Source organism: Streptomyces sp. NPDC033845 (assembly GCF_055576225.1).
Genome location: NZ_JBVIRI010000013.1, coordinates 174097 through 187575, shown reverse-complemented (window position 1 = coordinate 187575; position 13479 = coordinate 174097). Strand labels below are relative to the sequence as shown.

Below are 13479 nucleotides of genomic sequence, written 5' to 3'. Positions count from 1 at the left end.
CACCCGCACCCTGCGGGTGAGATCCTCGACCAGGTATGTCTACTTCCTTCGCCGCCCTGCAGACGCTGCTCGGTGAGATCTCCCTCCGGGACGCTCACCGCCTCGGCCGTCGCCTCGAAGGCGCCCGCCGCATCCGCAAGCCCGAGGCCAAACAGGCCGTCCTCGACGAGATCGCCGCCGAGGCCGGCCAGGCCGCCGAGCGGCTGTCCCGGCGTGCCGCCAGGATGCCCGGGATCACCTATCCCGAGGCGCTGCCGGTCAGCCAGAAGAAGGACGAGATCGCCGAGGCGATACGCGACCACCAGGTCGTGATCGTCGCGGGCGAGACCGGTTCCGGGAAGACCACCCAGATCCCCAAGATCTGCATGGAGCTGGGCCGCGGGGTCCGGGGCATGATCGGCCACACCCAGCCCCGCCGGATCGCCGCCCGCACGGTCGCCGAGCGGATCGCCGAGGAGCTGAAGTCCGAGATCGGGCAGACCGTCGGCTGGAAGGTCCGCTTCACCGACCAGGTGGACCCGGACGCCACCTTCGTGAAGCTGATGACGGACGGCATCCTGCTCGCCGAGGTCCAGACCGACCGCGAGCTGCGCGCCTACGACACGATCATCATCGACGAGGCCCACGAGCGCAGCCTCAACATCGACTTCCTGCTCGGCTACCTGGCCCAGCTGCTGCCCAAGCGCCCCGACCTGAAGGTCGTCATCACCTCGGCGACCATCGACCCCGAGCGCTTCTCCCGGCACTTCGGCGACGCCCCGATCGTCGAGGTCAGCGGGCGGACGTACCCGGTGGAGGTCCGGTACCGGCCACCGATGGAGGGGGACAGCGAGGGCGCGGAAGACAGCGACCGGGACCAGATCACCGCGATCTGCGAGGCCGTGGACGAGCTCCAGCAGGAGGGGCCGGGCGACATCCTGGTTTTCCTCTCCGGCGAACGGGAGATCCGCGACACCGCGGACGCCCTGGAGAAGCGCAAGCTGCGGATGACCGAGGTCCTGCCGCTCTACGCCCGGCTCTCGCACGCCGAGCAGCACCGGGTGTTCCAGCAGCACACCGGGCGGCGCATCGTGCTGGCCACCAACGTCGCCGAGACCTCGCTGACCGTCCCCGGCATCAAGTACGTGATCGACCCGGGCAGCGCCCGGATCTCCCGCTACAGCCACCGCACCAAGGTGCAGCGGCTGCCCATCGAGCGGATCTCGCAGGCCAGCGCCAACCAGCGCAAGGGCCGCTGCGGCCGCACCAGCGACGGCATCTGCATCCGGCTGTACTCCGAGGAGGACTTCCTCTCCCGTCCGGAGTTCACCGACGCCGAGATCCTGCGCACCAACCTGGCCTCCGTCATCCTCCAGATGACCGCCGCCGGGCTCGGCGAGATCGAGAAGTTCCCGTTCATCGACCCGCCGGACCACCGCAACATCCGGGACGGGGTCCAGCTGCTCCAAGAGCTCGGCGCCCTGGACCCGGCCGAGAAGGACCACCGCAAGCGGCTCACCCCGATGGGCCGCCAGCTCTCCCAGCTCCCGGTGGACCCCCGGCTGGCCCGGATGGTCGTGGAGGCGGACAAGAACAACTGCGTCCGCGAGGTCATGGTGATCGCCGCCGCGCTGTCCATCCAGGACCCCCGCGAGCGGCCCTCGGACAAGCAGACCCAGGCCGACCAGAACCACGCCCGGTTCAAGGACGAGACCAGCGACTTCCTGTCCTTCCTGAACATGTGGCGCTACGTCCGCGAGCAGCAGAAGGAGCGCGGCTCCTCCTCGTTCCGCCGGATGTGCAAGCAGGAGTACCTGAACTTCCTGCGGATCCGCGAGTGGCAGGACATCTACGCCCAGCTGCGGACGGTCGTGCGCGGCATGGGCTTCGCCGTCAACGAGGCGGACGCCCCCGAGACCAGCGTGCACGTCTCGCTGCTGGCCGGACTGCTCTCGCACATCGGGCTGAAGGACACCGAGAAGAACGAGTACCTGGGCGCCCGGTCCGCGAAGTTCGCGGTCTTCCCCGGGTCCGCGCTGTTCAAGAAGCAGCCCCGGTTCCTGATGTCGGCCGAGCTGGTGGAGACCTCCCGGCTGTGGGCCCGGGTCAACGCCAAGGTGGAGCCGGAGTGGGTGGAACCGCTCGCCCAGCACCTGATCAAGCGCACCTACAGCGAGCCGCACTGGGAGAAGGACCAGGCGGCCGTGATGGCCTACGAGAAGGTCACCCTCTACGGGGTGCCGATCGTCGCCCAGCGGAAGATCAACTACGGCCGGATCGACCCCGAGGTCTCCCGCGAGCTGTTCATCCGCAACGCCCTGGTGGAGGGCGACTGGCGGACCCACCACAAGTTCTACGCGGACAACCGCAAGCTGCTCACCGAGGTGGAGGAGCTCGAACACCGGGCCCGGCGGCGGGACATCCTGGTCGACGACGAGACCCTCTTCGACTTCTACGACCAGCGGATCCCGGAACACGTCGTCTCCGGGGCGCACTTCGACTCCTGGTGGAAGCACAAGCGCCGGGACGAGCCCGAACTGCTCGACTTCGAGCGCGAGATGCTGCTCACCGAGAAGGCCGCCGGGGTCACCAAGGACGACTATCCGGACTCCTGGCGGCAGGGCCCCCTGAAGTTCCGGGTCACCTACCAGTTCGAGCCGGGCGCGGACGCCGACGGCGTGACCGTCCACATCCCGCTCCAGGTGCTGAACCAGGTGCGGGACGAGAACTTCGACTGGCAGATCCCGGGCCTGCGCGAGGAGGTGGTGACCGAGCTGATCCGGTCGCTGCCCAAACCGATCCGACGGCACTACGTGCCCGCGCCCAACTTCGCCGGCCGCTTCCTGGAGACGGCGGTCCCACTCCAGGAGCCGCTGACGGTGACCCTGGCGCGCGAGCTGAAGCGGATGGTCGGGGTCCCGGTGACGGCCGAGGACTTCGACCTGGGCCGTCTGCCCGATCACCTGAAGATCACCTTCCGGGTGGTCGACGAGCGCCGCCGGAACGTCGCCGAGGACAAGGACCTGGAGGCGCTGCGGCTGCGGCTGCGGCCCAAGGCCCGGCAGGCCCTCTCGCAGGCCGCCGCCGCCACCGCCGAGCGGGCGGGCGGGGAGTCCCTGGAGCGGGCCGGGCTGACCGCCTGGACCATCGGCACCCTCACCCGGGTGTTCGAGACCCGGCGGGCCGGCCAGCCGGTGAAGGCGTACCCGGCGCTGGTGGACGAGGGCGCCACGGTGGCCGTACGGCTCTTCGACACCGAGGCCGAGCAGGCCCGGGCGATGTGGCTGGGCACCCGGAAGCTCATCATGCTGAACATCCCGGTCAACCCGGCGAAGTTCGCCTCGGACAAGCTCACCAACCAGCAGAAGCTGGCCCTGTCCGGGAATCCGCACGGCTCCGTCCAGGCCCTCTTCGAGGACTGCGCCACCGCGGCGGCCGACCGGCTGATCGCCCTGCACGGCGGCCCGGCCTGGGACGAGGAGGCCTTCCGCAAGCTCTTCGACGCGGTCCGCGCCGACCTGGTCGACACCACCGTGCGGACCGTGGGCCAGGTCCAGCAGGTGCTGGCCGCCTGGCAGGCCTGTGAGCGCCGTCTGAAGGCCACGTCGAGCCTGGCCCTGGTCGCCAACCTGCAGGACGTCAGAACGCAGCTGGCGGCCCTCATGCCGCCCGGTTTCGTGACCCTGACGGGGCTGAAGCGGCTGCCGGACCTGATGCGCTACCTGGTGGCCGCCGACCGCCGGCTCCAGCAGATGCCCACGGCCGTGCAGCGCGACACCACGCGGATGGCCAAGGTGCACGAGATGCGGGACGAGTACGCCTGGCTGCTGGAGCAGCTGCCGAAGGGTCGGCCGGTCCCGGCGGAGGTCACCGAGATCCGCTGGATGATCGAGGAACTGCGGGTCAGCTACTTCGCGCACGCCCTCGGCACGGCCTACCCGATCTCGGACAAGCGGATCGTGAAGGCGGTGGACGCGGCCGCGCCCTGAGCGGCCGGGATGCCGCCGGGGACCGGGTTCGACTGCACCCCCTGAGCTGCGGTACAGTGGCTTTCGCAGCCGCCCGGCGGCCGCGAAACAAGGACCTGTGGAGCAGTTGGTTAGCTCGCCACCCTGTCAAGGTGGAGGTCGCGGGTTCAAGTCCCGTCAGGTTCGCAACACCATCAGGGCCCGCATCCATCGGATGCGGGCCCTGATGCGTTGTCCGGGTCCGTCCGAGGGCCTCCGGAAACATCCCCCGTTCGTGTGACCGGGGTCACCACACGAGTTTTTGAGACGCGCACATTTATCGGACGCCTACGCGCCCTCGATTTAATATGTGCAATGGCACCTCACCCGTCGGGCATAAAAAGATCGCGCTGGACCCGGCGGAGTCCAGCGCGATCGAACGACTTGGGCGGAGCTGTTGGGGCAGATCCAGTCGCATGAAGCCTTTGGGTTTCATCGGATTGGGGGACCCGATTCGAACCCGGTGAAGCGGGTTACTGCGGATACTGCGGTTACTTCAGTTGGTGCTGATGCTGCTGATGCGGGACCTCAGGCCTCGCTGCGCTGCTGCGGAATTCCCGCAAGCAGTGCGCGAACCTCGGCCTCGCGGTATCGGCGGTGCCCACCCAGGGTGCGGATGGACGTGAGCTTGCCGGCCTTGGCCCAGCGGGTCACCGTCTTCGGGTCCACGCGGAACATCGTGGCAACCTCAGCCGGGGTCAGCAGCGGCTCGGCATCAGGGGTGCGAGCGGTCATGAGCGGCCTCCTCGGGAGAACCGAACCATCTCGGTTCTTTCCTCTAAATTCTGCACCTTGGCCCGCGTTGCCCGAAATGGACAGACGCGGGCCGAGTCGGTTATAGGACGAACGGCTTGTCCTCGGCACTACAACTACACCATCTGTCCAGCCTCGTCGGCCAAACCGACGGAATTGCCCTCCGAGGTGTTCATCAGCGGCGGAAGCCGATGGACCAGCCCATAACGGACAGTCACCTCACAGTGACGATCAGTCACAGAGCGATCAGGAGCCACAAGACCCCCCATAGAGTGCAATGCCGAGCATTCCGTCCTTTCCAGGACGGAAGGAACCCTCCCCGGACTCCTTGTCCTATTTTGGCACGAGGGTAGGGGAACGGCGCAAGGGTGTAGATAGTGCGGTCCGTCACGCTTGGGCCAATGGCCCGTATCGGGACGAAGGTCCTGGCACTAAGGCCCGAATGCCGTGGTTCGGGTCCATGATCCCTGATTGTGGCCGTTCGGCCTATACCTGAGCGGTACCGGATCTGTCCGGCCGCCCGGACAGCGCCCCGGCCCGCTCCCGGGCTTGCTCCCCGGCCCGCTCCCGGACCGCTAGTTGGCGAAGAGTCTCTCCCGGACCGTCCGCCAGCGCTCCGTCAGCCCCCCGAAGAGCTCCTGGGCCCGCTCCGGGTCGCCGGACCGCAGCGCCTCCAGGCCGGCCGCCAGCTCGGCCGCCGACCGGTCCGCGGCCAGCCCGGCCGGCGGCAGGCCGTGCACCAGCCCGCCGTAGTCCAGCTCCACCATCGAGCGCGGGTGGAACTCCTCCAGCCAGCTGCCGACCTCCACCAGACCCTCGGCCAGCACCCCGAACCCCTCCACCCCGCGCAGCGTGCGCAGGCCGCGGGCCAGCCGCCGCCGGGCCTGCACCATCGGGGTCCGGTAGCGCAGCCGCTCCCCGGGCAGCCAGTCCCGCTCCTCGTCCGCCACCAGCACGAACCAGCGCAACGGCACCTGCCACACCGCGTCCCGGATCCACGGGCGGCCGTCCGGGTTCCGCTCCCGCCAGCGCGCGTACTCCCCGGCCGCCCGCAGCCGGACCCCGGGCGGCATCGCCGCGTCCAGCACCGGCCCCGGGAACTCCGCGACGAGCTCCTCCAGCGCCAGCCAGCCGCGCAGCCGGGTCCGCCAGGGGCAGACCAGCGTCACCCCCTCCAGCTCGGCGGTGAACGCGTCGGCGCTCTCGCGCCGCGGCACCCCCACCGGCGGCACCGCCGTCAAGTCCGCCAGCGACCGCCTCAGTTCGTCCTGTGCGGTCGGCCGGCGGCCGCGCCGGACGTAATCCGCCCAGTGGGTCCGCTCGGGCTCCTGGAAGGCCGCCAGCGGCTCGTAGACCCGCAGGTAGGACGCGTACGGGACGAGGGGCACCGCGCGGGCGGGAGAGGGCCCGGCCTCCGGGGAATCGGTCACCCCGGGGTCCTCCCCCGCACGGCCCGCCGGTACTCCGCGCGCCCCCTCCCGGAGCCGCGCCCGAGGTGATCCGAGCCACTCTGCACCGCACCCCACCCCCCAGGTCTTACGCTGCTCCTACACGCCCTCCCCACCCTCAGGAGGGTTCCCGCCGCATCTCTTCCATGGGAGTCACCACCGTGACCGAAATGACCGACGGCGTCCTGCACACCCTGTTCCGCACGGAACAGGGCGGCCACGAGCAAGTCGTGCTCTGCCAGGACCGGGCCAGTGGCCTGAAGGCCGTCATCGCCATCCACTCCACCGCCCTGGGCCCCGCCCTCGGCGGCACGCGCTTCCACGCGTACGCCTCCGACGAGGAGGCCGTCCAGGACGCGCTGAACCTCGCCCGCGGCATGTCGTACAAGAACGCCCTCGCCGGACTCGACCACGGCGGCGGCAAGGCCGTGATCATCGGCGACCCCGACCTGCTGAAGAGCGAGGAACTCCTCCTCGCCTACGGCCGGTTCGTGGAGTCCCTGGGCGGCCGGTACGTCACCGCCTGCGACGTCGGCACCTATGTGGCCGACATGGACGTGGTGGCCCGCGAGACCCGCTGGGCGACCGGCCGCTCCCCCGAGAACGGCGGCGCCGGCGACTCCTCGGTGCTCACCGCGTACGGGGTCTTCCAGGGCATGCGGGCCAGCGCCCAGCACCTCTGGGGCGACCCGACCCTGCGCGGCCGCAAGGTCGGCGTCGTGGGCGTCGGCAAGGTCGGCCACTACCTGGTCGAGCACCTCATCGAGGACGGCGCCGAGGTGGTCATCACGGACGTCCGCGAGGAGTCCGTGCGGCGGATCCTGGACAAGCACCCGGGCAAGGTCACCGCCGTGGCCGACACCCTGGACCTGATCCGGATCCCCGACCTGGACATCTACGCCCCCTGCGCGCTCGGCGGCGCCCTCAACGAGGACACCGTCCCGGTGCTCACCGCCAAGATCGTCTGCGGTGCGGCCAACAACCAGCTCGCGCACGGCGGCATCGAGAAGGACCTCGCGGACCGCGGGATCCTCTACGCCCCGGACTACGTGGTCAACGCTGGCGGGGTGATCCAGGTCGCCGACGAGCTGCACGGCTTCGACTTCGACCGCTGCAAGGTCAAGGCCACGAAGATCTTCGACACCACCCTGGAGATCTTCACTCGCGCAAAGGCTGACGGGATTCCGCCGGCCGCCGCGGCCGACCGGATCGCCGAGCAGCGGATGGCGGACGCCCGCGCCGCGCGCCGCGCCTGACAGCCGCCGCACCCCCGCCGGAGCGCGGCGAGACGGAACTCACTGCGCTTCGGCGGGTCGGCCGCCAATAAAGGGTTAAAATCGCAGCTGACCAGCGAGTACAGGGCGACTCATGGTCACTGCGACGGGGCACGTCATGCGGGCGGCGTACCGTATGGCCGCGGAAGCAGGTACCGTTAAAGCCCTACGGACGGTCTCTCCAAGGAGAGCCCGATCCGAACCATGAACGCGTGTCAGACTCTGGGGCCGTCGAGCCCCGTCACCGAGGGGGTCGAGCCATGGGGCGCGGCCGGGCAAAGGCCAAGCAGACAAAGGTCGCCCGCCAGCTGAAGTACAGCAGCGGCGGAACCGATCTGACGCGTCTGGCCAATGAGCTGGGCGCATCGCCGACAGAGCCGCTGCCTATCAGCGAGCCGGTCGAAGTCGATGACGATCATGAGGACGACGACGACCCGTACGCCAAGTACGCGGCTCTGTACAACAGCGATGACGACGACGAGGACGAAGAGTCCGGTCCGTCGGCACAGCGTCGCGGCGCTTGACGCGCCCCTCGCTTCGCACCACACGCAGATCACTGACCCGGTCCGGGGCCTTCGCCTCCGGACCGGGTTTCGTGCTGCTCAGCTCGCGTAGGAACCGGTGAGGGCGGCGCCCTCGGCGTGCGCGCCCCGGTCCAGGATCTCGCCGGCCACCCAGGCGTCGACCCCGCGGTCGGCCAGTGTGGTCAGGGCCGCGTCCACCGACTCGGCCGGCACCACGGCGATCATGCCGACGCCCATGTTCAGCGTCTTCTCCAGCTCCGCGCGCTCGACGCGCCCGGCCGTGCCGACCAGATCGAAGACCGCGCCGGGTGCCCAGGTGGTCCGGTCGACCGTCGCGTGCAGGTGGTCCGGGATGACGCGGGCCAGGTTGGCCGCCAGTCCGCCGCCGGTGATGTGCGAGAAGGCGTGGACCTCGGTGGTGCGGGTGAGGGCCAGGCAGTCCAGCGAGTAGATCTTGGTGGGCTCCAGGAGCTCCTCGCCGAGGGTCCGGCCGAACTCCTCGACCTCGCGGTCCAGGGAGTACCCGGCCCGGTCGAAGAGCACGTTCCGGACCAGCGAGTACCCGTTCGAGTGAAGGCCGGAGGACGCCATCGCGATCACCGCGTCACCCGTACGGATGCGATCGGCGCCCAGCAGGCGGTCGTACTCGACCACACCGGTGCCGGCCCCGGCCACGTCGAACTCGTCCGGACCCAGCAGGCCCGGGTGCTCGGCGGTCTCGCCGCCGACCAGCGCGCAGCCGGCCAGCACACAGCCCTCGGCGATGCCCTTGACGATCTGCGCGACCCGCTCGGGGTGCACCTTGCCGACACAGATGTAGTCGGTCATGAACAGCGGCTCGGCCCCGCAGACGACGATGTCGTCCATGACCATCGCGACCAGGTCGTGGCCGATGGTGTCGTACACGCCCAGCCGGCGGGCGATGTCGACCTTGGTGCCGACCCCGTCCGTGGCCGAGGCGAGGAGGGGGCGCTCGTAGCGCTTGAGGGCGGAGGCGTCGAAGAGTCCGGCGAATCCGCCGAGGCCGCCGAGGACCTCGGGGCGCTGGGTCTTCTTCACCCACTCCTTCATCAGTTCGACGGCGCGGTCGCCCGCTTCGATGTCGACGCCCGCGGCTGCGTAGCTGGCACCGGTGGTCTCTGGCATGGGAGGAGAGAACTTTCGTGTCGTACTGCAGGGTGTTACCGAGGGGCGCCGCGGCCCGGCGGGAACCGGGCCGCGGACGGGATGCCGCCTCTTACGGGCGGCGGAGCGCGTCGGCGGCGTCCGTGCCGCCGGCCAGCTCGTTCTCCAGCAGCTGCTTGCCGAGGAGCTCCGGGTCCGGCAGCTCCATCGGGTACTCGCCGTCGAAGCAGGCACGGCAGAGGTTCGGCTTCTGGATGGTGGTCGCCTCGATCATGGAGTCGAGGGAGATGTAGGCGAGGGAGTCCGCGCCCAGCGACTTGCCGATCTCGTCCACGGACATGCCGTTGGCGATCAGTTCGGCCCGGGTGGCGAAGTCGATGCCGAAGAAGCACGGCCACTTCACCGGCGGCGAGGAGATCCGGATGTGGACCTCGGCCGCCCCGGCCTCGCGGAGCATCCGGACCAGCGCGCGCTGGGTGTTGCCGCGGACGATCGAGTCGTCGACGACCACCAGGCGCTTGCCCCGGATGACCTCCTTGAGGGGGTTGAGCTTGAGCCGGATGCCGAGCTGGCGGATCGTCTGCGAGGGCTGGATGAAGGTGCGGCCCACGTAGGCGTTCTTCACCAGGCCGGAGCCGTACGGGATCCCGCTGGCCTCGGCGTAGCCGACGGCGGCGGGCGTGCCCGATTCCGGCGTCGCTATCACCAGATCGGCTTCGGCGGGCGCCTCCTTGGCCAGTCGCCGACCCATCTCGACACGCGAGAGGTAGACGTTCCGGCCGGCGATGTCGGTGTCCGGGCGCGCCAGGTAGACGTACTCGAACACACAGCCCTTGGGCTTCGCTTCTGCGAATCGAGAAGAGCGGAGGCCGTTCTCGTCGATCGCGATCAGCTCGCCGGGCTCGACCTCGCGGACGAAGCTGGCGCCGCAGATGTCGAGCGCCGCGCTCTCACTGGCCACCACCCAGCCGCGCTCCAGGCGGCCGAGGACCAGCGGGCGGATGCCCTGCGGGTCACGGGCGGTGTAGAGGGTCCCCTCGTCCATGAAGACGAGCGAGAAGGCGCCCTTGACCTTGGGGAGCACCGCACGGGCGGACTCCTCGATGGTCAGCGGCCGGCCCTCGGGGTCGACCTGGCCGGCCAGCAGCGCCGTGACCAGGTCGGTGTCGTTGGTCGCGGCCACCTGGGTGCCGCGGCCGTCCTGTCGGGGGAGGTCTGCGACCATCTCGGCGAGCTCGGCGGTGTTCACCAGGTTGCCGTTGTGGCCCAGGGCGATGGAGCCGTGGGCGGTCGCGCGGAAGGTGGGCTGGGCGTTCTCCCACACGGAGGCCCCGGTGGTCGAATAGCGGGCGTGACCGACCGCGATATGACCTTGGAGGGATCCGAGGGAGGTTTCGTCGAAGACCTGGGAAACGAGGCCCATGTCCTTGAAGACGAGGATCTGGGAACCGTTGCTCACAGCGATTCCCGCGGACTCTTGTCCGCGGTGCTGCAGTGCATACAGTCCGAAGTAGGTGAGCTTGGCGACCTCTTCACCCGGAGCCCAGACACCGAAGACGCCGCAAGCGTCCTGGGGGCCCTTCTCACCGGGGAGCAGGTCGTGGTTGAGTCGTCCATCACCACGAGGCACGAGACCGAGTGTAGGCGAGGTCGACCACTGGTCCGAATTGGGGACGGCCCGTGAAATCTCACAGCACGGAGGGTGACCCCGCCCTCCGCCTCGGTATCCGTCTCGGCATCCGGATGGCATCTGTTGACAGGTCAACGGATATTCGGACAAGCTCTCGCCCCATGCAGCCCCTCGGTGACCGTTCCGTCACCCTCGTAGAGCGCCGGCACGTGGACCTGGTCCGTGTCGCGAGCGCCATCTGTCGCTGCGCCTGAACCCCGCTCCCCGCACGGCCCCGCCCCCGCGGGGTCCGTCCCGCCACGGCCGCGCGCCCCGGCGGACACCCTTTCCCGCCACGGGCCCCGCCCCGGACCTCCGTACGGCCTCCGCGACCGTACGGCGGGCCGGCGCGCCCGCCCGCGGCCCGCCCCTGCCCAGGAGCACGCACCCCCATGTCCAGCACCAGCAGCAAGCTGTCCCGCCGCGCCTTCGGTGCGGCCACCGCCGCCACCGCCGCGCTCACCGCCACCGGGCTCGGCGCCCGGCAGGCCGCCGCGCAGGAAGCGGCCCCGCAGGAGCGGCCGTTCCGGGCCGCCCGCGGCCGCCACTCCCGCCGCCCCAACATCCTGTTCATCCTGGCCGACGACCTCGGCTGGGCCGACCTCTCCTCCTACGGCTCCCCGCACATCAGGACCCCCCACCTGGACCGGCTGGCCCGCGAGGGAGTCCGTTTCACCGACGCCTACTCCGGGTCGGCGACCTGCTCCCCGACCCGGTTCAGCCTCTACACCGGCCGCTACCCGGCCCGGACCAGGGGCGGGCTGGCCGAGCCGATCGCCGACAAGTCGGTGGGCCTGGACCCGACCCATCCCACCCTGGCCTCGCTGCTGAAGGGGGCGGGCTACTCCACCGCGCTGATCGGCAAGTGGCACGCCGGCTACCTGCCCGACTACAGCCCTACCAAGTCCGGCTGGGACGAGTTCTTCGGCAACTTCGGCGGGGCCCTGGAGTACTACTCCAAGCTGGGCCTGGGCGGGGAGTACGACCTCTTCGAGGGCGACGCCGAGTACAAGGACCTGCGCTACTACACCCGGATCCTGACCGAGCGGGCCGGCGAGTACGTCTCCCGCGACCACCACGGCAAGCCCTGGCTGCTGAACCTCAACTTCACCACCCCGCACTGGCCGTGGATCGCCGACGGGGACACCGAGGAGAGCGCCGAGATCGTCCGCCGGATCAAGGCCGGGGACGGCCGCGCCCTGTGGCACCAGGACGGCGGCTCGGTGGAGAAGTACAAGGAGCTGGTCGAGGACCTCGACCGGTCGATCGGCCAGGTGCTGAAGGCGCTCAAGCGCTCCGGGCAGGAGGACGACACCATCGTGGTGTTCTCCAGCGACAACGGCGGCGAGCGGTTCTCCTACAACTGGCCGCTGTCCGGCAACAAGGCATCCCTCCAGGAGGGCGGCATCCGGGTCCCGAACATCGTGCGCTGGCCGGCCCGCCTGGACGGCGGCCAGGTCAGCCATCTGCCGGTGTTCAGCCCGGACTGGACGGCCACCCTGCTGGAGGTCGCCGGGACCCGGCCGCACCGCGCCTACCCGCTCGACGGGGTGAGTCTGGCCGGGTACCTGCTGCGCGGCGAGAAGGTCGCCGAGCGGAACCTCTTCTGGCGGGTGCGCGGCGAGCGGGCGCTGCGCCGCGGCGACTGGAAGTACTACCGGGGCAAGTCCGGCCGCGACCAGCTGTTCCACCTGAAGGGGGACGTCCGGGAGCAGGCCGACAAGGCCGCGGTGGAGCCGGCCAGGCTGGCGGAGCTGCGGACCGCCTGGGAGCGGACGGACGCCGGTCTGCTGCCCTACCCGGTCTGACCGGGCCCGCCCTCCCGGGGGCGGCCGCTACTTCTCCGGTACGGCCGCCCGCAGGCCGGTCCCGTCGGCGGCGGTGAGGGTCAGGGTGCGGTCCTTGACGGTGGCCTGCAGCGGACCCGCGGCGAACAGGGCCGACAGGGCCGCCTCCACTTCGCCGGCCGGGCCGGTGCAGGCCATCCGGGTGCTGGCGAGCCGCCCGAAGGTCACCTTCGCGCCCTCCACGGTGGCCTTGCCGTTGAACCGGTTGCAGCCCAGCCGGCCGGTCACGGTGCCGTCCGCGGCCAGCGTGAACTCGGCCCGGCCGGCCGCCGCGGCGGGCACCGAGGACACCGTCTCCCCCTTGACCAAGGAGTCGACCACCCAGCGGCTGCCCACCAGGGGGGCCGGGGCGGCCGGCGGGTCCGCCTTCTCGGCCAGGACGACCCGGCCGCCGCCGGGGGCGGTCAGCACCAGCTCGCCGCCGGACCGCCGCTCGGTCTCCAGCCGGCCGGTGAACACCTTCGCGAAGGCGTTCTCGAACTCCAGGTCGGGACAGGCCATCTCGGTGTGCGGGCCGGGGGTGACGGTCACCGCCGTACCGTCCTCGGCCACCTCGCCGCCGAGGCCGTTGCAGCCGTAGTTGCCCGACACCCGCTTCCCGTCCGGCGCGAAGGCCACCTCGGCCTGGGGTGGGCCGTTCAGGGTCCTGCCGTCCGCGGTGACGCTCCGGACGGACCAGGAGGTGCCGGCCAGCAGGGGGCCGGGTTCGGAGACCGCTCCGCCCGCCGGGGAACCGCCACAGGCGGTCACGGCGAGGGCGGCGGCCAGGACAAGGGCGAATGGCACGCTGCGGGAAGTCCTCATGCCACTCCGACGGGCCGGACCGCGATCCGGTTCCCCGGCCGTCCGCCCG

10 protein-coding genes and 1 tRNA gene are annotated in these 13479 nt (G+C 70.6%); 6 read left to right on the top strand and 5 right to left on the bottom strand.

The window, feature by feature from the left end:
- Positions 1 to 35: 35 nt before the first annotated feature.
- Positions 36 to 3968 (top strand): ATP-dependent RNA helicase HrpA, encoded by a 3933-nt coding sequence (gene hrpA / locus ACZ50K_RS26580; protein WP_468907523.1) that lies wholly within the window; start codon positions 36 to 38, stop codon positions 3966 to 3968.
- A 91-nt stretch (positions 3969 to 4059) separates the two neighbouring features.
- Positions 4060 to 4133, top strand: a tRNA-Asp gene (locus ACZ50K_RS26575).
- Positions 4134 to 4514: 381 nt separating this feature from the next.
- Here ACZ50K_RS26575 and bldC read toward each other — a convergent pair.
- Together bldC and ACZ50K_RS26565 are read right to left on the bottom strand one after the other, a co-directional pair.
- Positions 4515 to 4721 (bottom strand): developmental transcriptional regulator BldC, encoded by a 207-nt coding sequence (gene bldC / locus ACZ50K_RS26570; protein WP_003949541.1) that lies wholly within the window; start codon positions 4719 to 4721, stop codon positions 4515 to 4517.
- Positions 4722 to 5314: 593 nt separating this feature from the next.
- Complete coding sequence (locus ACZ50K_RS26565) at positions 5315 to 6169, bottom strand: DUF8083 family protein (RefSeq protein WP_468907522.1); 855 nt, start codon at positions 6167 to 6169, stop codon at positions 5315 to 5317.
- Positions 6170 to 6348: 179 nt separating this feature from the next.
- Between ACZ50K_RS26565 and ACZ50K_RS26560 the strand changes: the two genes are divergently transcribed.
- Both ACZ50K_RS26560 and ACZ50K_RS26555 read left to right on the top strand, forming a co-directional pair.
- A complete protein-coding gene (locus ACZ50K_RS26560) occupies positions 6349 to 7443 on the top strand; it encodes a Leu/Phe/Val dehydrogenase (RefSeq protein ID WP_468907518.1) in 1095 nt (364 codons plus the stop codon).
- 278 nt (positions 7444 to 7721) lie between these two features.
- Positions 7722 to 7985, top strand: a complete 264-nt coding sequence (locus ACZ50K_RS26555) for a DUF3073 domain-containing protein (protein ID WP_468907516.1) — start codon at positions 7722 to 7724, stop codon at positions 7983 to 7985.
- Between the two features lie 78 nt (positions 7986 to 8063).
- On the opposite strand, the gene purM is transcribed toward ACZ50K_RS26555, so the two are convergent.
- On the bottom strand, positions 8064 to 9131 hold the full coding sequence (gene purM / locus ACZ50K_RS26550; protein ID WP_468907514.1) for a phosphoribosylformylglycinamidine cyclo-ligase: 1068 nt from the start codon (positions 9129 to 9131) through the stop codon (positions 8064 to 8066).
- 91 nt (positions 9132 to 9222) lie between these two features.
- Entirely contained in the window at positions 9223 to 10740 is a 1518-nt protein-coding gene (gene purF / locus ACZ50K_RS26545) for an amidophosphoribosyltransferase (RefSeq protein WP_468907513.1), read from the bottom strand.
- 113 nt (positions 10741 to 10853) lie between these two features.
- On the opposite strand from purF, the gene ACZ50K_RS26540 reads away from it, so the two are divergent.
- Together ACZ50K_RS26540 and ACZ50K_RS26535 are read left to right on the top strand one after the other, a co-directional pair.
- A complete protein-coding gene (locus ACZ50K_RS26540; RefSeq protein WP_468907573.1) occupies positions 10854 to 10994 on the top strand; it encodes a putative leader peptide in 141 nt (46 codons plus the stop codon).
- Positions 10995 to 11171: 177 nt separating this feature from the next.
- Positions 11172 to 12587: a sulfatase-like hydrolase/transferase gene (locus tag ACZ50K_RS26535; protein WP_468907512.1), complete on the top strand. Its 1416-nt coding sequence runs from the start codon at positions 11172 to 11174 to the stop codon at positions 12585 to 12587.
- 27 nt (positions 12588 to 12614) lie between these two features.
- Here the strand turns inward: ACZ50K_RS26535 and ACZ50K_RS26530 are convergent, their stop codons facing one another.
- Positions 12615 to 13412: an META domain-containing protein gene (locus tag ACZ50K_RS26530; RefSeq protein WP_468907510.1), complete on the bottom strand. Its 798-nt coding sequence runs from the start codon at positions 13410 to 13412 to the stop codon at positions 12615 to 12617.
- Positions 13413 to 13479: the final 67 nt, after the last annotated feature.

Bases quoted from the DNA above. Each gene is read 5' to 3' on its own strand.
- hrpA (WP_468907523.1), top strand. From the start codon at position 36: ATGTCTACTTCCTTCGCCGCCCTGCAGACGCTGCTCGGTGAGATCTCC.
- bldC (WP_003949541.1), bottom strand. From the start codon at position 4,721: ATGACCGCTCGCACCCCTGATGCCGAGCCGCTGCTGACCCCGGCTGAG.
- ACZ50K_RS26555 (WP_468907516.1), top strand. From the start codon at position 7,722: ATGGGGCGCGGCCGGGCAAAGGCCAAGCAGACAAAGGTCGCCCGCCAG.
- purM (WP_468907514.1), bottom strand. From the start codon at position 9,131: ATGCCAGAGACCACCGGTGCCAGCTACGCAGCCGCGGGCGTCGACATC.
- ACZ50K_RS26540 (WP_468907573.1), top strand. From the start codon at position 10,854: ATGGCATCTGTTGACAGGTCAACGGATATTCGGACAAGCTCTCGCCCC.
- ACZ50K_RS26535 (WP_468907512.1), top strand. From the start codon at position 11,172: ATGTCCAGCACCAGCAGCAAGCTGTCCCGCCGCGCCTTCGGTGCGGCC.